Source organism: Halalkalibacter alkalisediminis (genome assembly GCF_028610705.1).
Lineage (GTDB): Bacteria > Bacillota > Bacilli > Bacillales > Bacillaceae_D > Halalkalibacter > Halalkalibacter alkalisediminis.
Map to the genome: position 1 here is coordinate 78,611 of NZ_JAQQWT010000007.1, position 19,158 is coordinate 97,768.

Genomic DNA, 19,158 nt, shown 5'->3' on the forward strand with positions numbered 1-19,158 from the left:
GATCTATTTCGACGTTAAGCTTCTTTTTCCGTGATATCGGTTGTATGCCAATGCCCCCCACCGAACCATAAATAGATATCGTCTTGTTCTCCTTTTAAATAAGCGAAGCATACTAACCCAGCTTGTAAGGCAAATTTGATTTTTTGTTTATCATCATAATGAATCTTAGTATAACAAACACCTAATTCGTCAATCAAAGAGGTATACAGGTTAACCGGAATTTGAGTTTTTAAGAACCTAGGCGCCACGATAAATGTTGATTGAGTTGTGCCATAATCTGATACGGCTGCTAGGCCAATAATTTTACCTTCCCAAAAAGCTAATTGAATACTCGTTCCATGATGATGTAGATGATGTTTCTTAACTTTGAAGAGCCAAGAATAATTAGATTTTAAGCCACAAGGATCGTAGCGTTTGACAAAGTTCAAAACGGGTCTGCGATATTGTTCCCATTGCTGACTTTTTAACGAGATAATCTTCATGCTTTTTACCTCCTTTTAAGATGGGAAAACGATAACCCAGTCTCTTAATAAGGGTTTCATATTTTTAAAGCAATGCTTGAGAACTAGCGAGGAAAAACGACGTATATTATACTATGTGATAGATGCCTAATTGGTGAATGTTGAAGGAGTGTTAGACCATTGCAAACAATATATCTTATCGGTTTTATGGTGATCATTGGTGCGGTTATAGGGGGATTAACGAACTCATTAGCAATAAAAATGTTATTTCGACCTTATAAAGAAATTAGATTGGGATCCTGGAGGGTGCCTTTTACTCCTGGTCTCATTCCTAAACGACACGATGAACTCGCTAAACAGCTAGGAAAAATGGTTGTTGACTATTTAATTACAGCAGAAGGGTTAGGGAAAAAGCTAAAAAGTACAGTTTTTACTGAAGCAATGACAAGTTGGTTAAAGACGGAAGTACAAAAACTGTTGATTAGTGAAAAAAGTGGTACCGAGTTAATTGAGCAACATGTTGGAATGAAAAACCCCAGACAGTTTCTTTTAACTAAAACAGAGGATGTTGTAAAAAAGGGTTACATAAGACTTCTTGAGAATAATCGTGAGAAGACATTGGAACAGTTATTACCCTCTGCAATAAAACAAAAAGTAAATACAATGATACCAACAACAGCAGAATACATTCTTATGCGTGGACAGTCCTTCCTTGAGAGTCCTGAAGGGAAAGAGAAACTTAGTGTCATGATTGATCGTTTTCTGATTCAAAAAGGAACGCTTGGTAACATGATATCCATGTTTCTTGGGAATGATCGCTTAGTTGATAAAGTCCAGCCAGAGCTTTTAAAATTTCTACGAGATCAAGGGACGAATCAATTACTTGTTGAACTGTTAGAACAGGAATGGAATAAGATTCAACAGAAAAGGTTTAAGGACATCGAAAGTCACTTAAATGAAAAAGAAGTCGTTTCCTTTATTGTTCGAACGATAGAATCCAATGTGCCTGTCTTTGAATGGCTGGACCAACCAATGAAACAATGGAGTGGTACCTACCATGATGTTATAAAGGAGCAAGTAATTCCAAGGGGAGTAGACCTCACTTTAGATTTACTGTCTACACATTTAGAAGAATTGCTCAGACGTTTTCATTTAGAGGATATCGTTAGTGAACAGGTACAAACTTTTTCTGTAGAGCGTTTAGAGGAACTTGTACTATCCATTTCGAAACGAGAATTTAAAATGATTACGTATCTTGGTGCATTATTAGGTGGTATTATTGGATTTATACAAAGCTTTATTGTCCTTTTTATAGGCTGATTTTTCTATCCTAAACATAAGGATTTTGTCAATAAATGTGTATTTACTATTTTCAATCATGGCTTATCGGATGAAATGTTTTATTGAACATGTTATAGTCGGTAAGACTAATTTTTTAGGAGGACGTACATATGTCAAATGTTTACGATAAGGCCCATGAATTAAAGCGCACGCTTGCAGAAAGTGAAGAATTTACAGGTTTGAAATCTTTGCATGTACAAATTGCAGCAGATGAAGTGGCATCAAGAATGTTGAACAATTTTCGTCAGCTTCAACTTGAACTTCAACAAAAGCAAATGCAAGGGATTCAAATTACAGAGGAAGAAGCACAAAAAGCACAGCAACAATTTGAGCTTGTTCAGCAACATGAATTAATCTCAAAATTAATGGACGCTGAGCAACGTCTAAGCGTCATTATTGGAGACATCAACAAAATCATTACAGAGCCTCTAGAAGAAATCTACGGAGATTCTGGACAAGAATAAAGAGTTGACTCCCAACTCACCTGCCCCTGACCACTTAAGTGGCCAAGGACCAGGTGAAAAGGGGTCGGCTTTTTTTTTATTTTGAGACTTTCTTCATTACCAATGTCACCAGATGTAAAACGAAACCGGAAAATAAACCAATAGCAACGGAGGCAAGAATCGTTAAGAAGATGGTTTTACTATCTCGTTCCGTTAATTGAGATAAAGATAATAGCAAGAAAAAAACGACTGGTAAATAATAATATGACAAGACTCGTTTCATTATGAACTCCTTAAGTAGTTATTGCTTTCAAATAAGTATAGAAAAGATTTACGTGTGCGTCTAGGTTCTAATAAGTCGTCTATTCTCATAGTCTTATGTATAAAGAGCAAGCCTATCCAAGGATGCTTGATTATGGACAACATGAAGAAGGGGGACTTTACGACAATGAGATACAAATTGCTAGCCCTAAACATCGACGGGACCGTTCTTAAATCAAATGCGCGGATTACAAAGCAAACTAAGGATGCCATTGAATATGTGAAGAATAAAGGGGTGTATGTGACCCTCGCCACATCTAGGCCGTTTCCAGCTGCAAAAAAAATTGCTAAATCACTTAAAGTAGATAATTGCTTAATCACAAGTGACGGTGCTTTTATTGCTTCATCCACAGAGGAACCGATTTTTGTGCGAAGAATTAAAGAAGAAAAAGCACTTCAAATTGTTGACATCCTCGAACGCTACGAATGTCATATTCGAGTTATGCATGATTCGTATTCAATAGGAAATAAAGTGAGACAAAGAAATCATCTAATTGCGAAAATGACCATTGGGGTAGGGGATCCATTGTTTTATCCAATTACCTTTGTTGATTCTGTGTGTGACCAACTTATGCAAGAACCAATTGCCCCTCCTAAAATTCAAGTTCAATTTTTTCACAAAGAAGAGGAACGCAGAGCCGTTGAACAATTAGAGTCATTAGTAGCCGGTGTTAGGGTTTTTGAATCTGCATTAGGATGCCTTGATATCGTGAGTGCTGGCGTTTCAAAGGCGAGAGGTCTACAAACATTAGGGCAATATCTTGGAATTTCAGCAGATGAGATGGTTGCGATTGGATCTGATGATTCAGATGTTGATATGATTAACCAAGTGGGGCTCGGTGTTGCGATGGGGAATGCTACTCATTCGGTAAAAGAAGTTGCTGACTGGCTAACGCGTTCAAATGAGCAAAATGGGGTTTCCTATATGATTCGAGAAGTTTTTAGAAAGCAATTAAGATTAAAAATATAACTCTACTTAAAACACTAATATGTAAAAAGCATCAGCCTTAGGGGGGTGCTTTTTTAGTCGTATCTATAAAGGGAAAGGAAATATTTATATTGACTTGCTACAAGAAAAGTTTAAGATATTAGAAGGAATAGTTATGAATTGTAAATTTTTTGTTAATTGAAAGGGGAAAGAAAGATGGCTAAACTGAAAGCCAAATTAGGTACGTATAAATTTTTCTTGATAGCAGTCTTTTTTTTATGTTTAAAAACATACATTTTATACAAAAGCGGATTTAATATTCAATCAGAGAATGTATTGCAAGAATTCTTGTTAATGATTAACCCAGTCAGTTCGGCGGTGCTGTTAATCGGATTGAGCTTCTTTTTTACAGGTATGACTCGAAATATAGTCATCATTTTAACTAATTTTATTGCTACGCTCGTAGTATATTTGAATCTATTGTACTTTCGATTTTTCTCGGATTTTCTTACATGGCCTGTTTTATTTCAAACGAGTAATGCAAAAGATTTATCGGGAAGTATAACAGAGCTTATTAAATTTGCAGACCTCCTATTACTACTAGATATCATGGTTCTTATCTTCTTGGTTGTTATACGGGTAGTCCCCATTCAAGCACCAGTAAAGCGTGAACGTATTTATATAGTCACATTAGCGTTTGTTTTATTTATGGTCAACTTAGGTATTGCTCAAATTGAAAGACCACAATTACTAACTCGGTCCTTTGACCGCGAGATGTTGGTTAAAAATATTGGACTTCTAAATTATCATGTATATGATGGGTATATCCAATCGCAATCAAGAGCGCAACGTGTTTTTGCTGATAGTTCGGATATTACGGAAATCCTTGATTATAGAAAGGACAATTTAAAAGACCCAGATCCTGACTTATTCGGGATTGCAGAAGGGAAAAATGTGATTGTGCTTTCATTAGAATCTTTGCAAAGCTTTGTGATTAACGAGACGCTTGATGGGGAAGAAATTACGCCGTTCTTAAATGATTTGATTAATGATAGCTATTATTTTGACAATTTTTATCATCAAACAGCGCAAGGGAAAACGTCGGATTCTGAATTCTTAGTAGCCAATTCTTTATTCGCACGAGATAGTGGTTCTGTCTTTTTCACACATGCGGGAAATGAGTATCATGCTTTGCCTGAAATTCTAAAAGAATCTGGATATTATGCCTCTGTCTTGCATGCAAACAATAAAAGCTTTTGGAATCGTGATATTATGTACGACTCACTCGGATATGATCAGTTTTTTGATATCACCTATTATGATGTGAATGAAGAAAATTCAGTGGGTTGGGGATTAAAAGATGTAGATTTCTTTGAACAGTCTATTGAACTATTAAAAAGTCAACCAAAGCCTTATTATTCAAAATTTATTACGCTCACCAATCACTTCCCATTTGAATTAGAGGAAGAAGATCGTTTTATTAATGAATTTGATTCAAATAGCGGTACGTTAAATCGTTATTTTCCAACCGTTCGTTATATGGATCATGCTCTAGAGCAATTTTTTGACCGGTTAAAAGAAGAGGGGATTTATGAAGAATCTATCTTCATTTTGTATGGCGATCATTATGGTATTTCGGACTATCATAACAAAGCCATGAGTTTATTTTTGAACAAAGAAGAGATTACAGATCTTGACCAAGTTCAATTACAAAGAGTGCCGATGTATGTTCATATTCCTGGACATACAAACAATGAAATCAAACACACTGTGTCGGGTCAAATTGATATCAAGCCAACTATTATGCATTTACTTGGTTTAGATACGACATTCGATGTACAATTTGGTACAGATTTATTTGCGCCTGAACGATCTTCGTATGCGGTTCTAAGAGACGGAAGTGTCATAACGGATCATGTTGTGTACACGAAGGGAAGCTGTTACCGAAAAATAGATGGCAAAGAGTTAGATCAATTGAATTGTGACCCTTTTAGAGAAAGAGGAGCACTAGAATTAAAATTGTCGGATAAACTTCTTTATGGGGATTTGCTTAGATTTTATTAATATTAGACTCCGTAAATAAAAGAGGATGTTACAAAGTACCTTTGTAACATCCTCTTTTTCTTTTAACGGTGAAATAATAGTAATTTACCAGATCGAGTCAATCGGTGAGTATGTTCTAAATAGTTTTTTTCAGAGAGTAATGCTTCTCCCTTTTTCTTCGCAGCCTCATCAGACTCAGCTTCAAAACGTTCTTCAAACGCTATTTCTCCGGAAGGATTAAAGACTGTTAAAAAATATTCGTACATATGATTTCACCCCGTTGATCTTTGTAAAGTAGAAGACATAAAACGTTTATATGAATTATAGTTTACTGTAAAGCGCTTACATTGACAAGAGGAGAATTTTTTGAGTTAAATAGTAAAGGCTAGTAAAGAGGTTGAAATAAATTCCTTTTTCTGTACGCTTGGTAAGCGTATGTTTTTGTGATATTATCAACATATAATTACGAAGAAGGAGGTGGATGACAATGGTTGAGATTATAACCGATATGACTACTTTGTGGATAAGTGTTGTTATGACAGTTTTATTAGTAGCGGCAATGACAAAAGCGAATATTCTATTAATAGAATGGGAGCTTCGTACAGACTGGAAAAATCAATTTGTATATGCTGAGGTCAAAGAACCAGTAAGCCCAATGCTCATCCACCTAAGTAGAAAGCAATATAAACCAAAAATCCCTTCAAATAGTGATCATCATAGCCAAGATGATGAAGAGAAGCCTCTACGTGTTTTTATCTAAGGATATTAAAAACACGAGGAGGAAATCTTTTGAAAAAATATATGTTTTTATTTATGATAGTAAGTTTAACCCTATTTCTTACAGCTTGTGGTGCAGTTGAAAAAGTACCTATAACGGCTGAAACACAAGGTTTTTGGAATCACTTTTTTGTGTTTCCAATGTCTTGGCTTCTTATTTATGTCGCCGAACTATTTAATGGAAGTTACGGATTATCGATTGTTTTAGTAACTGTTTTTGTTCGTTTATGTTTGTTACCTTTAACATTAAAGCAGCAAAAAAGTACACGTGCTATGCAAGCACTTCGTCCAGAGATGGAGCAACTTCAAAAGAAATATAAAGAAGCATCAAAAAAAGATCCAAAGAAACAGCAAGAAATGCAACAAGAACTTTTCGCTCTCTATAAGAGTAATGGGGTAAACCCTATGGCCGGATGCTTGCCAATGTTTGTGCAACTCCCTGTTTTAATGGCCTTTTATTTTGCTATTATGAGAACGGAGCAAATTGCCTTACACAACTTTTTATGGTTTGACCTTGGGAATCCAGACCCGTTTTATTTATTGCCACTTGTTGCAGGCATGACAACTTTTATTCAAGTAAAGATGACTTCTGCTCAATTAAATGATCAAATGAAAATGATTATTTATATTATGCCCATAATGATCATTGTAGCTGGTGTAACCTTACCAGCGGCTCTTTCCCTGTACTGGGTCGTGGGAAATGTATTTATGATCATTCAAACGTATTTTCTAGTTACGAAGTTTGAACAACAAACGGTACAAGTAAGTAAAACGTAATAAATTGTAAAGAAAGTTGAATTTTTTGTTAGAAAGTCGATGAAGAGGGCATAAAGCCCTCTTTTTTGGGGGATTGAAAGGATAGCTAAAGGGTTCAATTGAAGCCTTTAGGATCTAGTTTTACAGATCGAGATAGTCAAAGAGTTGAATGAAGTCCTATGTCTCTTGCTTTTGGTAGGAAAGGTCGATAAAAAGAATGATATACAGAACAGCAATCACCTATACGCGCTATGTTGAATAGGCTAATGTATCAAAAGGAGGATGGTTGTAACGAGTCAATCTCAAAATATGATGTCACAGTGTAGGAGCATTTAAATAAGCCAGTACAGATACAAGTACACGGCCAACATAATTATAGTAGGATTGTTAAATATGTTGATGATGAACATGTTTATTTGATGGTACCAATTGATGAAACTGGACAATATATGGATTTAGCACAACTTATGCAAGGAATAAATGCGCAGTTGATGTATGAATATTCACCCGAGCAAGCCTCTTATCACCAACCACAGCAGCCTTTAGCAAGACAAGCAGAAGATGACCAGCGATATTCATTTTATCCGCCAGCATTTCCATATTACCCAGGCTATTATAAATCATTTCCGTTTTATCCTTATCCGTATGCACCATTTGCTAGACCAAGGAGGTTGGAACCGCTTGATTTTACCTCTAGCGGCTTTAACAGCTCTAGCTGCTTTATAATTCGATAAGATTGACCGAAAATGACTCTAATACGGAGTCATTTTTTGAGGAAATGAAATTTCACGAATGATGAATGTATGTAATAATTTTGGCAGTTTTACCCGGGAAATATCGAATAATGTTTTATTAAGTGGATTATGAGAAAGAATGTAAATGTACATAATTATTGTGGTAGATAGTGCTTAGAACTCGTGTCACAGCTTAAAATAGGATACAATGTCTATTAAGAATTCTAAAAAGTAGGTTCTATAGAAGGAGGAATGAGGTATGAGTGAATATCTCGTCTATCTCGTAGAAGATGAAGAAAATTTATCAGAAGTATTAAAAGCTTACTTGCAAAAAGAGGGTTGGAATGTACTTGTCTTCAATGATGGAGATGCTGCTCGTGATGTCATAGGAGAGCAGCCTCATCTTTGGATTCTCGATATTATGTTACCAGGAACAGATGGCTATCAACTTCTAAAGGCGATAAAAGAAGAAGCGGACACGCCTGTTATATTTATATCTGCTAGAGACCAAGATTTAGATCGAGTTCTAGGACTTGAGATGGGAAGCGATGACTATTTAGCGAAACCATTTTTACCACAAGAGTTAATTATACGAGCTAAAAAGCTGTTGAACCGTGTCTACGGGACAACGACACAAGAACAAAAGAAAGTTGAATTAAATCAATATATTATAGATCCGGTTGGAAGAACAGTCGTGGACGAAGAAGCACAAAATGATCCTTTAGTAGATTTAACAACGAAGGAAATGGACCTTATTTTAATTTTAACAGGGGACATTGGAAAGGCATTCTCACGTGAAAAAATAATTGAACATGTTTGGGGAGAAAATTACTTTGGATCAGAGCGTGCTGTCGATGACGTTGTACGAAGAGTTCGAAAGAAGATGCCGCGAATTCATTTAGAAACGTTATATGGATACGGCTATAGGATTCTTTCTTCATGATTAAAGTGAATTTAACGCAACGAATATGGCTTGCGTTTATTTCAATTATTGTTTTGGTAGGACTTTCAATCATCATTATTTACCCTATTTCGATTAGAGGGGCCTTAACAGAAGAAACGTATCGTATTATTGAACACGAGCAATTCAGGCTAGCTTATCCTCTATGGGATTTAATTAACCCTAGAAGTGAAAGTGATTTTACAGACCGAGAAGCTGGTTCGGTGGGCCATTTTTTCATTTATGAGTCTCCAAGACTCCCTCCTGAAGGAAACCCACCTCCTAAAGACGTATTGCAGGAAATGGCACAAAATGCGTATAAGCAAGAAGCCAGTCGAGGGCGTTATGAGATACAATATGGAGGGGCAACCGTTTTTTATGTAATTGCAAAAGCTCAAATTGATGAACACCCTGCTTTTCATATTTCTTATATGTGGGACACGTATCGTGATCAGATGGTGAACCGCTTGTGGGAAAGACTAGCCTATATTTTGCTGCTGACTAGTGCGTTAAGTTTATTACCAGCAATGTGGTTAAAGCACTATTTAAGACAACCACTTATTGTGCTTGGAAATCATTTAGAGCAAATTGCCAATCGTGATTGGAAGGAACCTCTTAAATGGAAAGGGGACGAAGATTTCCAAAGACTTTCAGATCAGTTTGAGAGAATGCGTCAGAATCTCAACCTATACGACAGGTCACAAAAAACGTTTATTCAGCATGCTTCCCATGAACTCAAGACACCAATCATGGTCATAAAAAGTTATGCTCAATCTGTTAAAGATGGCATATTACCTAAAGAAAACATGGAAAGAACGATGGATGTAATCATTGAAGAGGCTAATCGTATGGAGCGACGTGTCATTGATATGCTTTACTATACGAAGTTAGACTCTTTGAAAGAGGAAAGTCCAAAGCACGAAAAGATTCTCTTTGGGCAAATCGCCTTTAAGATAGAAGAAAGATTCCGGGTGCAACGTGAAGATGTCAAAATTCTAGTGGATGGCGCTAAAACCGAGTTATTATGTGATTTGGAACAACTTGAAGTTCTGCTAGAAAATTTAGTTGAGAATGCATTACGCTATGCAAGGGATCGCATTTGGATAAAAGCAATAACAACAGACGATGCGATTATTATTACCGTTGAAAATAACGGAGATCCCATTCCAACTAAAGACTTACCTCAACTATTTAACCCATTTTACAAAGGAAATAAGGGGAAGTTTGGTCTTGGTCTTGCAATTGTTAAACGAATCACAGAACTACATGGTGGAAGTCCTAAAGTTGAAAACAGTGAGGTTGGTGTGAAGTTTACCATCACTTTCCCTAAAGGAAACCATGTTATCAACAAGACTAAAAAGAAAAAATAGCCTCTAAAACAACTTTTACCAAGTTAGTCTAATACTTGAATACTATATTTTGTAAGCCAATCAAACCCAGACTTATCTAGTCTGGGTCCATTTTTTGATACCAGTCTAATTCCCATTGCGAACGTTTAAATTATGCTATACTAAAATATAAGATTATGAAATTATTAAGATGAGGTGACAGCAAATGAGCAAGGGGATCCGGTTTCAACAAGTAGGAGATCGAGTTGAGTCCTATTACTTAATTAAATCAGCAACAAAAGGCACTGCTAGTAACGGTAAGCCTTTTTTAACCTTAATACTAAGTGATCAAACTGGTGACATTGAAGCAAAATTGTGGGGGTGTTCACCTGATGATGAAGTGACATTTGTTAGTCAAGCCATTGTGTTCCTTCATGGGGAAGTAGCGGATTATCGTGGTCGAATGCAGATGAAGATTAGTAGCATCCGTCCTACATCAGCTATGGATCAAGTGAACGTAGCTGATTTTGTTCGATCTGCACCGGTTTCACCAGCAGATATGTTAGAAGAGATTAATCAATATATATTTGACATGAGAAATGCTAACATCCAGAGGATTACTCGTCATTTATTAAAAAAACATCAGCCATCATTCTTAGAGTCTCCAGCTGCGACGAAGAATCATCATGAGTTTGTGTCAGGGCTTGCTTATCATGTTGTATGCATGCTTAGAGTAGCCAAAAGTTTATCTGAACTATATCCGACATTAGACACAGATCTACTGTATGCTGGTGTTATTTTGCATGACCTTGGTAAAGTTAGAGAACTTTCAGGACCTATTGATACGGCATATACACTAGAAGGTAAATTGCTTGGACATATCTCTATTATGGTTACAGAAATAGCAGAAGCAGCTAAGGAATTAACGATTGATGGCGAGGAAGTTCTGATGCTTCAGCATTTAATCTTGAGCCATCATGGAAAAGGGGAATGGGGAAGTCCAAAAGTACCTGTCATCCGTGAAGCAGAAGTTTTGCATATGATTGATAACATTGATGCAAAAATGAACATGATGGACAGGGCGTTAGAACGGGTTCAACCAGGAGAATTCTCTGAACGCGTTTTTGCAATGGACAATCGCAGCTTTTACAAACCAAGTTTTCATGAGCCACCTTTAGATTATTAGTTCTACTTTGTCATGCTTGTACATATCTTAAAGTAAAGATATAAGCATGGAGGGGAAAACATGAAAAACAAACCATCAAGTAAACGATTAGCACTGTTCCTACTAGCAACCCTTGCCGTTGGATTTATTCTCACACAAACAACAGTCGGAAATGTCTTACTGTCTAGCCCATGGTGGGTTTACTTTGTCCTTGCCGGCATTGTCTATAGTGGATATTTATCAGTCAAGTATACACTTGAAGATAAACGAACAGAACAAGAATGGATTGAAAATGAAGGTAATGTATATATAGCTCGAATGGAAGAAGAAAAAGAGCGTCGTGGAATGAACTAACATGGGCAACAGAATCGTTCCTAGAGTGAATTCTTCTCATTCAATAATTTAAAAACCCGTTATGTTAATCAGAGGCCATTGAAAAAGGTGAAAAACATACCTTTTTCAATGGCCTCTGTTACTCTTTTAACACACGTATGCTGTTCCAATGATAATAAGCAAGATAAACAGTACGACAAGTAGAGGAAAGCTAAAACCATGAGTTGGTGAAACGGCTCCTGACATCATCCATCATCCTTCCTTCTGAATTAGGTCATCCCTTAATGACAACATATGCAGAGGCCTAGATTTGGTTCTAGGCACAAGCGGAAAAGAGGACTGTCTTATAAGCCGGAGCAGAAACAGCAATGGCACCACACGTTCCGCGCATCGCTTAAAGGCCATTGAAAAAAGGTGAAAAACATTACCTTTATAAGTGGCCTCTATATTGCTGAGGGGATGTCTCAAAAGGTCAAAAATAGACCAGTTGAGACACCCCCAAAAAATTTACTTATTCTTCTGTTTTAAACAAATCAGCATAACGACTGTCTTTAATTTCTACATTTGTCTCTTCTAGAAGCTCTGCCATAACAGCTTCTCTTGACTTAGAACGTTGTGCGATTAATGTTTGTTCAATTTGATCTGCATAGTCCTGATAAGAGTCTTGGCGATCTGTTAATTTAATAATATGAAAGCCGTAATCTGATTCAACAGGTTCACTTATTTCATCAATCTCTAATGCAAACGCAGCTTCTTCAAATGGAGGAACCATTTGACCACGACCGAAGAAATCAAGATCTCCACCTCGTGCACCTGAACCAGGGTCAGTAGAATATTCGATGGCTAGTTCTGCGAAGTCTTCTCCGGCTTCTAGCTTTTCTAACACTTCATTAGCTGTTCCTTCATCTTCAACTAAAATATGACTCGCTCTAATTCTCTCAGGAAATTGCTCTTCATTTTCTTCATAAAAAGCAAGTTTCTCTTCTTCTGTTACTTCTACACCTTCAGTGGCTAATTTTTGAACAACAAGATGTGGACGTAGGTATTCATCAATAAAATCATCAACCGTTTCAAACGAAAGGTTAAATTGTGTTTCCAACGTATTTAATAGTGCATCATTGTCTTCTGCACGAAGTTCAGTACGAAGAGTATTCAATTCCTCTTCAACTTCTTCATCTGTTACACCAACAGTTTCAATGGCATTGTCTAAAATCATTTCTTGAATCATTATTTCAAGCGTTTGAGCGCCATATCTCTCCTTGAGGGTATCAACAAATTCTGATTCTGTTATTTCTTGTCCAGCAACAACAGCTACTGGTGTTCCATTCGTTTTTCCCTCGTCGTTGTTGCAAGCTACTAAAGCTGTCATACATGCAAGGCCTACAACAGCAATCATTTGTTTTTTCATTTATTCCACTCCTCGGGTATCATGCTCAAGCCTGAGCCTGTATCATTCACAGACATAACTATACCATATTTTCGTTTTAGAGAGAAAGAATTTCAATATCTTTAGTCGTAATTAGTTGAAAAGTTAGGTAAGTGCCCAGTACAAATTACTCGAGCTTGCATAGGATATTTTAACAAAGCAATGAGGAGGTGTCACTATGTCACATGTACACCACGGAGGATTTGCGTTAATTGTAGTGCTATTTATCCTACTAGTTATTGTAGGGGCAGCTTGGCTATAAGTATAACAAGACGATCCAAAAATAAGGAGGGATTAACATGACTCACACGTATCACGGAGGATTTGCGCTGTTAGTAGTGTTGTTTATCCTATTAGTAATCATCGGTGCATCTTGGATGTACTAATATAAAAAAAGAGTGAGGACATTAAGTCACTCACTCTTTTTATGTGAATAAGATTTTTACATATGTTGAGGTTAATAAAATAGTCATGAGAATATTAATAGTTCGAAATAATTTAGGTTGCTTTTCTGAAGGGATTTCCCGCTTTAAGCATAAAGCATCTGTCATAGAATTAATAACGAACAAAATAAATAATGCAAAAAGTACAGTAAAGAAGAGCATGCAGTTGCCTCCTGACGAGCAATGATATATAAACTTTATCAAAAATCCTGAAAAAAAGATAGATAAATGCTTAATTAAATTTGTTTTCACAAATCAAACTCAAGATAATACGAAATGCAGGAGGAGATGATCTTAGCCACACGTTGTAAGAGGAGAGTCACGTCATTATTGAAAAAAACAATTTTGAACCATACAATAAAGGAAGTCAAGAAAGGTGTGAACGAATGAGAAAAAACGCCAATAAATGGAAAATTGCTTTTTTTACTCTAAGTGGTTTGGTACTTCTTTTAGTGATTACAGTCGTACTGCTTTTTTACAAACACTTTCCAGAAGTGTCGGAGGATCATTTTATTCAGCAATCACCATCAATGGATGAAGCTACTTTTACCATTCAAACGAATAAAGGACGTCTGAATTCACTGATTGCATCAAGAATTGAACAAACTCCTTCAGAGATTTCGTATATGGTTGAACTTCAAGAAGATAAAGTCCAATTCCGATCCGCCTTTAGAGTATTAGGTCAGGAAATTCCTGTTACGGTAAATTTTTTACCGGAAGTTGTAGCTAATGGTGATTTATTATTAAAAGTAGAAACTTTTTCGCTAGGCTTATTGAGCTTACCAGTAGAACAAGTTCTCCAACTAATAAGTGGTTGGATTGATTTCGCGGATTGGGTCGTGACGTACCCTGTCGATCGACTGGTCGAAATAAAAGTCACTGAAATTAGAGTAAATGAAAAGGACACCATGCATTTTCGTTTTACTCGTTTTGACCTTGAGCAAGACATAATTGAATTAGAGATGATTGTAGAGTAAACAAAAAGGGATGGTAAAAGCATATTTATAGATGCTTTATCCATCCTTTTTTATTTGTTACACAGCTTGTTTAATGAGAATATGAAATCCCTCTTCATGGTTCTCTACATAACTTCGTTTAGGAGCTTTAATCAGATAGGATGCATAAACAATATCATAAAAAGCAAGACCAAAATGGATTGAGCTTAGAATGGAAATAATTGCTATATACATCGGAAACATAGCTGAAGCAAAGGCTCCGATCGTCGTTATGACAAATACAGGTGTTAATAAGGCAGTTAAATAAAGATTACGAGATAATGGTTTCGATGTTTTTATTGTTAAAATCGGGATTAGATAAGCCCATTGAACTTTGAAAGTAGCTCTTTTTCCACACAACCAAATAGGGATTAAATGGAGTCCTTTATGGATAAAAACTAAGATTAAAATACTAAAAATAAAAAACAATAGACCAATATTAGTTAGTTCAGGGGTCGGAATTAAAATACTTACTACTAAATAATAAAATAAAAATGAAAAAAGCATCGTGCATCCAGAGTACATCATTAGGCGCAACGTACCGTACTCACGGTTTACACGTATAGTTTTCCAGCAGTTCATAGAAATGCTGCACCTCCTCAATCTAAGTGATAAATTTACTCTCATTTGAAGGAAAAATCAATAGTATCGACAAAAATAAAATGATTTCGACAATAATGAATAGAATTCCTGACAATTAGAGAAAAAATTGTTAACGTTATAGAGATAAGAAGATGACATAATTACTATGTTAAAAGAATGAATAAAAGAGGAATGGATACGCAATTAGATGTATGTTGCAACGATAAAAAAGCGCATTGGGAAGTGGCATCCCAACACGCTTAAAGGAACTACTAGTTGTTTTTTTTAAAAGAAGAACTATGCTCCTTCATTAGAGTAACTTTTCTTTTCTCCATGATCTAATTTAGTAAGTCGGCCATCTTCTTCTTCGAAATCGTCATTAAACTTTGAGAGCGATTGTTCAAAGATGTCTATAAAGTCTGGTCCATATATATGTCTTAGTATACTAGTAATTTCCGATAATTCTGGGAATTTGCCGTAGAGGTCTCTTATTGGAAGGGCTCCTTCAAATACACCATATGTATTTGGTTGATAAGCCTCAAGAGTTTTTAAGAATAAGTCATTTCCTTCACTTGTAAGACAAACATAGGTATTACGCTTGTCATTTTCTTTTTTAGAAAAATGAAGTAGACCTCTTTCTTCTAATTTTTTTGAAAAATTGAATGCGGTCGAAACATGCATAACTCCAAATTTGGCAATATCTGAGATTGATGCACCATCTAAGTGATAAGCAATCCACAGGATATGATGCTCATTAATGTTTAAATCGAATGGCTTTATCCATGTTTGCCAATCTTTCTCCACAGATTTCCAAAGTGCTTTACTTAATTGCGCTACCTTGTGACTAAACATAACTGATTGTTTTAATGAGCTAGGTATTTGTTGATCCATCGTTCTCCCCCCTATTTTTTGTATTTCTAGTTTCTCTGTCTAAGTTTTAATATTATTTCTGAATATTTTTTCTTCTCTACATTATGACAACAATTAAACAAAAAGGGAAGAGAAATATTAGTGTATTATAAACTTTTTGAAAATTTAATCTGATTTAACTTTTAAAGGATACTTGATACTTTAAGTAATCTTCTTTGTTTGGTTAACCGATTGTTGCAAAGCTTCGATATCTTCTTTTAATTGTACGAGGGAAGGCTCGACATCGGTCTTCCAATCATCAATTGAACCTTTGATTTCTTCTCCTACAGTAGAAAATGTTTCTTTTCCTACTTGAATTGTCTGTTTAAGCTGTAAGGAAGCTTTTTTGCTATCGTAAGTCAATTGATCTAAACCGTTACGAACTTTTTGAATGTTTTCTCTACAAGTAACCCTCATTTCTTTCCCTGCTTTAGGTGTTGTTAACAGAGTTAAACCACCTATGATAGCAGATCCTGCAACAATTCCCATAAGTAATGATTTTGTTTTCATTCTAATCAACCGCCTTTTAAGTAATTGTTCTTTTCAATATCCTTTTTGCATATAGATAAAGGATAAGGAGGGGGCTAAATGGAGGCACTAATCCTGTTATTAATCTCTATTTGTTTATTATCCACGTACGGTTTCATTTATGTTTCTTCTCGATTAGTTGGAAATATGCGAAATGAAGAAGAGAGAGGACAGTTTAGAAATTCCTTTTTTGTATTATTAACACTTTTGTTAATTAGCGGAACTTCTGTGCTGTTCCTTATTTTTTCTTCATAAAGTGGTTAGGAATGAATCCTAACCACTTACATAACTATTCTGTTCGAAAAGAATTCATATAATCACGCAAAGCGAGACAAGCTTCTAAAGGTACTGCATTGTAAGTAGAGGCACGGCAACCACCAACAGAACGATGTCCGTTTAAACCGACAAACCCTAGCTCTTTTGCTTTTGCAAGAAATTGCTTGTTTTGTTCTTCACTTGGTAAGTTAAAAGTAATATTCATTAGAGATCGTGCTTCTTTTTCCGCATGACCTTGATAAAAACCGTTGCTTTCATCAATAGCATCATAAATTAATTTTGCCTTTTCCATGTTTCGTTTTTCAATTGCTTCGACGCCACCCTGTTCCTTTACCCAAGTAAGGACTTCGTTAAGCATATAAATAGAAAAAGTAGGAGGCGTATGATAGAGAGAATTTGTCTCTGCATGCGTTTGGTAACGAAGCATTGTTGGTACATGGTCAACATTCTCACTAAGTAGGTCATCACGGACGATAGCTACAGTGACACCAGATGGACCTAGGTTTTTTTGAGCGCCAGCATAAATGAGGCCAAACTTTTGAACATCAATTGGACGAGAGAGAATATCACTAGACATGTCTGCCACAAGTGGAGCATGTGTGATCTGAGGATACTCGGCCCATTGTGTCCCATAAATCGTGTTATTAGAAGTTAAATGCACATAGGCATCATTTTCATTAAATTGAAAGTCAGAGAATTGTGGGATAGACTTATAATGATTGTCTTTTGATGATGCAGCTATTTTAGTCTCACCAATCATTTTAGCTTCTTTTAAAGCTTTTTCTGACCAAGATCCTGTTAAGATATAGTTCCCAACCAAGCCTTCTTTAAGGTATTGCATAGGGAACATTGAAAACTGTAAACTAGCTCCTCCCTGAAGAAAAAGAACCTGATAGTTTTCAGGAATGTCGTACAATTCCTTTAAAAGGTTGATTGCATTTTGATGAACTTCCTCGTATTCCTTGCTTCTGTGACTGAGTTCCATTACAGACATCCCAGTGCCTTTAAAATCCAACAATTGTGACTGTGCTCTTTCTAATACAGCCTTAGGTAAGGCTGAAGGCCCAGCGTTAAAATTATAAACGTTTTTCATCTCTCTCCACTCCTTTATCTCTTCACCACGTTAATCACTAAGATTCTCATTATCGTACCATAATTCCGATCTGTTTGGATTGTTTTTTTATGTTTTCTGAAATTTTTCATTTTATAAAGAAAGAGGATGAATTTAAAAGGTATGAGTGACCCTTAATTCAACCTCTTAAAAAGAGCTTGCCATTGTTGAGCAATGAATGTATCGACTATTTCTACAGTCAGTATGGCTAGCTACTTTTTTATAAAAGCGGTGATTTTTGTAGCCATTTGTTTGAGGTCCTCACCTTTATATTCTGCGCTATGATCTTTCCAAACAGCTCCAAAGCCATCCCCTTTGCCATATCGAGGAATTAAATGAACATGGTAATGGAAGACCGTTTGTCCAGCGACTTCTCCGTTATTATTAACCATGTTTAAACCTTCAGCATTATAGGTTTGTTTGATTGCTGAAGCAAGTTTAGGCACCACCGAGTAAATATGCTTTGAAGTTTCCTGAGGTAAATCAAATAGATCAGTATGGTGATTTTTGGGTATTACAAGTGTATGACCTTTAGTTACTTGACTTATATCTAAGAAAGCAAGCACGTGCTCATCTTCATAGATTTTTGAAGCTGGAATTTCACCGTTTACAATTTTGCAGAACACGCAATTTTGATCAAGCGTCATTAGGATCACCTTTCCCATTATTTAGTATAAAACAACTATACATGAGTGCTTGTCCTCATTCAAGTTGCAGAGAAACCAATACAGGAAAGAGGTTCTATTTCTTCACAAGATGTTTTCATTTCGAAGAGGGGAGTTATGCTATAATGATTTCATCTTGACTTCAAATCCGAGGTGAATATAATGCGAGAATTAGGAATGATAATTACTTTGCTTAGTTTGTTCGTTTTCATATTGGTAGGTTGCCAATCAGTGAATCAAGCTTCTGATGAGGTGCATACTGGACATGAAATTTCTATCGGGGATCTTCATGAAATAACAGCCTCTACAAATGAACATCCAAAGTTTTTAGACCATTACCATGAATCAATTGTAGATATATATAAAGAAGTTCCCCACTATCAAGATTTATTAGAACAAATTCCATGTTACTGTGGTTGTGGGGGATCTGTCGGGCATCGACATACGTATGATTGCTTTATAAGTGAGCATAAAGAAGACGGTTCAGTTGTCTGGGATGACCATGGGGCGAAGTGCGGAGTCTGTCTAGAGATTGCTCTTTTTTCAATGGAGTTACATGATCAAGGAGCCGGATTTGAAGAAATTAGAAATTTTATTGACGAACGTTATAAGGAAGGCTATGCAGCCCCAACTGCTACACCAAGCCTTTAATG

General features: G+C 36.1%; 27 protein-coding genes. 16 read left to right on the forward strand and 11 right to left on the reverse strand.

The features are described 5' to 3' along the window. Positions 1 to 14: 14 nt before the first annotated feature. Positions 15 to 482 (reverse strand): hypothetical protein, encoded by a 468-nt coding sequence (locus tag PQ474_RS12675; RefSeq protein ID WP_273843761.1) that lies wholly within the window; start codon positions 480 to 482, stop codon positions 15 to 17. Between the two features lie 159 nt (positions 483 to 641). Between PQ474_RS12675 and PQ474_RS12680 the strand changes: the two genes are divergently transcribed. Together PQ474_RS12680 and PQ474_RS12685 are read left to right on the forward strand one after the other, a co-directional pair. Beyond that, a complete protein-coding gene (locus tag PQ474_RS12680) occupies positions 642 to 1,781 on the forward strand; it encodes a DUF445 domain-containing protein (protein WP_273843763.1) in 1,140 nt (379 codons plus the stop codon). A gap of 131 nt (positions 1,782 to 1,912) precedes the next feature. After that, on the forward strand, positions 1,913 to 2,266 hold the full coding sequence (locus PQ474_RS12685; RefSeq protein WP_273843765.1) for a YlbF/YmcA family competence regulator: 354 nt from the start codon (positions 1,913 to 1,915) through the stop codon (positions 2,264 to 2,266). Between the two features lie 76 nt (positions 2,267 to 2,342). Here the strand turns inward: PQ474_RS12685 and PQ474_RS12690 are convergent, their stop codons facing one another. Next, positions 2,343 to 2,528 (reverse strand): hypothetical protein, encoded by a 186-nt coding sequence (locus PQ474_RS12690; protein ID WP_273843768.1) that lies wholly within the window; start codon positions 2,526 to 2,528, stop codon positions 2,343 to 2,345. Between the two features lie 165 nt (positions 2,529 to 2,693). Between PQ474_RS12690 and PQ474_RS12695 the strand changes: the two genes are divergently transcribed. Both PQ474_RS12695 and PQ474_RS12700 read left to right on the forward strand, forming a co-directional pair. After that, positions 2,694 to 3,536, forward strand: coding sequence for a Cof-type HAD-IIB family hydrolase (locus PQ474_RS12695; protein ID WP_273844049.1), 843 nt, complete (start codon positions 2,694 to 2,696; stop codon positions 3,534 to 3,536). 174 nt (positions 3,537 to 3,710) lie between these two features. Beyond that, the gene (locus tag PQ474_RS12700) at positions 3,711 to 5,558 is read left to right on the forward strand and encodes an LTA synthase family protein (protein WP_273843771.1); all 1,848 of its coding nucleotides are present in this window, start codon (positions 3,711 to 3,713) and stop codon (positions 5,556 to 5,558) included. Positions 5,559 to 5,620: 62 nt separating this feature from the next. Here the strand turns inward: PQ474_RS12700 and PQ474_RS12705 are convergent, their stop codons facing one another. After that, positions 5,621 to 5,803 (reverse strand): YhzD family protein, encoded by a 183-nt coding sequence (locus tag PQ474_RS12705; protein WP_273843773.1) that lies wholly within the window; start codon positions 5,801 to 5,803, stop codon positions 5,621 to 5,623. Positions 5,804 to 6,024: 221 nt separating this feature from the next. Between PQ474_RS12705 and PQ474_RS12710 the strand changes: the two genes are divergently transcribed. The 7 genes from PQ474_RS12710 to PQ474_RS12740 all read left to right on the forward strand — a co-directional run bounded on the left by PQ474_RS12710 (position 6,025) and on the right by PQ474_RS12740 (position 11,591). Continuing rightward, on the forward strand, positions 6,025 to 6,297 hold the full coding sequence (locus tag PQ474_RS12710) for a hypothetical protein (RefSeq protein ID WP_273843775.1): 273 nt from the start codon (positions 6,025 to 6,027) through the stop codon (positions 6,295 to 6,297). Between the two features lie 29 nt (positions 6,298 to 6,326). Next, a complete protein-coding gene (gene yidC / locus PQ474_RS12715; RefSeq protein WP_273843778.1) occupies positions 6,327 to 7,091 on the forward strand; it encodes a membrane protein insertase YidC in 765 nt (254 codons plus the stop codon). 395 nt (positions 7,092 to 7,486) lie between these two features. Continuing rightward, a complete protein-coding gene (locus PQ474_RS12720; protein WP_273843780.1) occupies positions 7,487 to 7,804 on the forward strand; it encodes a hypothetical protein in 318 nt (105 codons plus the stop codon). Positions 7,805 to 8,063: 259 nt separating this feature from the next. Then, positions 8,064 to 8,747 (forward strand): response regulator transcription factor, encoded by a 684-nt coding sequence (locus PQ474_RS12725; protein ID WP_273843782.1) that lies wholly within the window; start codon positions 8,064 to 8,066, stop codon positions 8,745 to 8,747. Then, positions 8,744 to 10,114 (forward strand): sensor histidine kinase, encoded by a 1,371-nt coding sequence (locus tag PQ474_RS12730; protein ID WP_273843784.1) that lies wholly within the window; start codon positions 8,744 to 8,746, stop codon positions 10,112 to 10,114. Before PQ474_RS12725 ends, PQ474_RS12730 begins: the two co-directional genes overlap by 4 nt. A 184-nt stretch (positions 10,115 to 10,298) precedes the next feature. Beyond that, positions 10,299 to 11,258 carry a 3'-5' exoribonuclease YhaM gene (gene yhaM / locus PQ474_RS12735; RefSeq protein ID WP_273843786.1) on the forward strand — a complete coding sequence of 320 codons (960 nt, stop codon included), beginning with the start codon at positions 10,299 to 10,301 and terminating at the stop codon, positions 11,256 to 11,258. Positions 11,259 to 11,318: 60 nt separating this feature from the next. Beyond that, entirely contained in the window at positions 11,319 to 11,591 is a 273-nt protein-coding gene (locus tag PQ474_RS12740; protein ID WP_273843789.1) for a sporulation YhaL family protein, read from the forward strand. Between the two features lie 126 nt (positions 11,592 to 11,717). Here the strand turns inward: PQ474_RS12740 and PQ474_RS12745 are convergent, their stop codons facing one another. Both PQ474_RS12745 and PQ474_RS12750 read right to left on the reverse strand, forming a co-directional pair. Continuing rightward, the gene (locus PQ474_RS12745) at positions 11,718 to 11,816 is read right to left on the reverse strand and encodes a YjcZ family sporulation protein (RefSeq protein WP_273844051.1); all 99 of its coding nucleotides are present in this window, start codon (positions 11,814 to 11,816) and stop codon (positions 11,718 to 11,720) included. A gap of 265 nt (positions 11,817 to 12,081) precedes the next feature. Further along, on the reverse strand, positions 12,082 to 12,978 hold the full coding sequence (locus PQ474_RS12750; protein ID WP_273843791.1) for a peptidylprolyl isomerase: 897 nt from the start codon (positions 12,976 to 12,978) through the stop codon (positions 12,082 to 12,084). 196 nt (positions 12,979 to 13,174) lie between these two features. Here PQ474_RS12750 and PQ474_RS12755 point away from each other — a divergent pair, with 196 nt between their 5' ends. After that, positions 13,175 to 13,258 (forward strand): YjcZ family sporulation protein, encoded by an 84-nt coding sequence (locus tag PQ474_RS12755; protein ID WP_227937932.1) that lies wholly within the window; start codon positions 13,175 to 13,177, stop codon positions 13,256 to 13,258. Positions 13,259 to 13,295: 37 nt separating this feature from the next. Next, complete coding sequence (locus tag PQ474_RS12760) at positions 13,296 to 13,382, forward strand: YjcZ family sporulation protein (RefSeq protein ID WP_273844057.1); 87 nt, start codon at positions 13,296 to 13,298, stop codon at positions 13,380 to 13,382. A gap of 39 nt (positions 13,383 to 13,421) precedes the next feature. On the opposite strand, the gene PQ474_RS12765 is transcribed toward PQ474_RS12760, so the two are convergent. Continuing rightward, the gene (locus PQ474_RS12765) at positions 13,422 to 13,601 is read right to left on the reverse strand and encodes a hypothetical protein (protein WP_035665177.1); all 180 of its coding nucleotides are present in this window, start codon (positions 13,599 to 13,601) and stop codon (positions 13,422 to 13,424) included. Between the two features lie 224 nt (positions 13,602 to 13,825). On the opposite strand from PQ474_RS12765, the gene PQ474_RS12770 reads away from it, so the two are divergent. Continuing rightward, positions 13,826 to 14,416, forward strand: coding sequence for a YpmS family protein (locus PQ474_RS12770; protein ID WP_273843796.1), 591 nt, complete (start codon positions 13,826 to 13,828; stop codon positions 14,414 to 14,416). A 57-nt stretch (positions 14,417 to 14,473) separates the two neighbouring features. Here the strand turns inward: PQ474_RS12770 and PQ474_RS12775 are convergent, their stop codons facing one another. The 3 genes from PQ474_RS12775 to PQ474_RS12785 all read right to left on the reverse strand — a co-directional run bounded on the left by PQ474_RS12775 (position 14,474) and on the right by PQ474_RS12785 (position 16,435). Further along, positions 14,474 to 15,016 (reverse strand): DUF3267 domain-containing protein, encoded by a 543-nt coding sequence (locus PQ474_RS12775; RefSeq protein ID WP_273843799.1) that lies wholly within the window; start codon positions 15,014 to 15,016, stop codon positions 14,474 to 14,476. Positions 15,017 to 15,313: 297 nt separating this feature from the next. After that, a complete protein-coding gene (locus PQ474_RS12780) occupies positions 15,314 to 15,907 on the reverse strand; it encodes an HTH-type transcriptional regulator Hpr (protein WP_273843802.1) in 594 nt (197 codons plus the stop codon). A gap of 180 nt (positions 15,908 to 16,087) precedes the next feature. After that, complete coding sequence (locus PQ474_RS12785) at positions 16,088 to 16,435, reverse strand: YtxH domain-containing protein (protein WP_273843805.1); 348 nt, start codon at positions 16,433 to 16,435, stop codon at positions 16,088 to 16,090. A 78-nt stretch (positions 16,436 to 16,513) separates the two neighbouring features. Between PQ474_RS12785 and PQ474_RS12790 the strand changes: the two genes are divergently transcribed. Then, positions 16,514 to 16,708, forward strand: a complete 195-nt coding sequence (locus tag PQ474_RS12790; RefSeq protein WP_273843808.1) for a hypothetical protein — start codon at positions 16,514 to 16,516, stop codon at positions 16,706 to 16,708. Between the two features lie 34 nt (positions 16,709 to 16,742). Here the strand turns inward: PQ474_RS12790 and serC are convergent, their stop codons facing one another. Next, positions 16,743 to 17,822 carry a 3-phosphoserine/phosphohydroxythreonine transaminase gene (gene serC / locus PQ474_RS12795; RefSeq protein WP_273843811.1) on the reverse strand — a complete coding sequence of 360 codons (1,080 nt, stop codon included), beginning with the start codon at positions 17,820 to 17,822 and terminating at the stop codon, positions 16,743 to 16,745. 230 nt (positions 17,823 to 18,052) lie between these two features. Next, the gene (locus tag PQ474_RS12800) at positions 18,053 to 18,487 is read right to left on the reverse strand and encodes an HIT family protein (protein ID WP_273843812.1); all 435 of its coding nucleotides are present in this window, start codon (positions 18,485 to 18,487) and stop codon (positions 18,053 to 18,055) included. A 195-nt stretch (positions 18,488 to 18,682) separates the two neighbouring features. Between PQ474_RS12800 and PQ474_RS12805 the strand changes: the two genes are divergently transcribed. Further along, entirely contained in the window at positions 18,683 to 19,156 is a 474-nt protein-coding gene (locus PQ474_RS12805) for a PCYCGC motif-containing (lipo)protein (protein ID WP_337956357.1), read from the forward strand. Positions 19,157 to 19,158 lie beyond the last annotated feature (2 nt).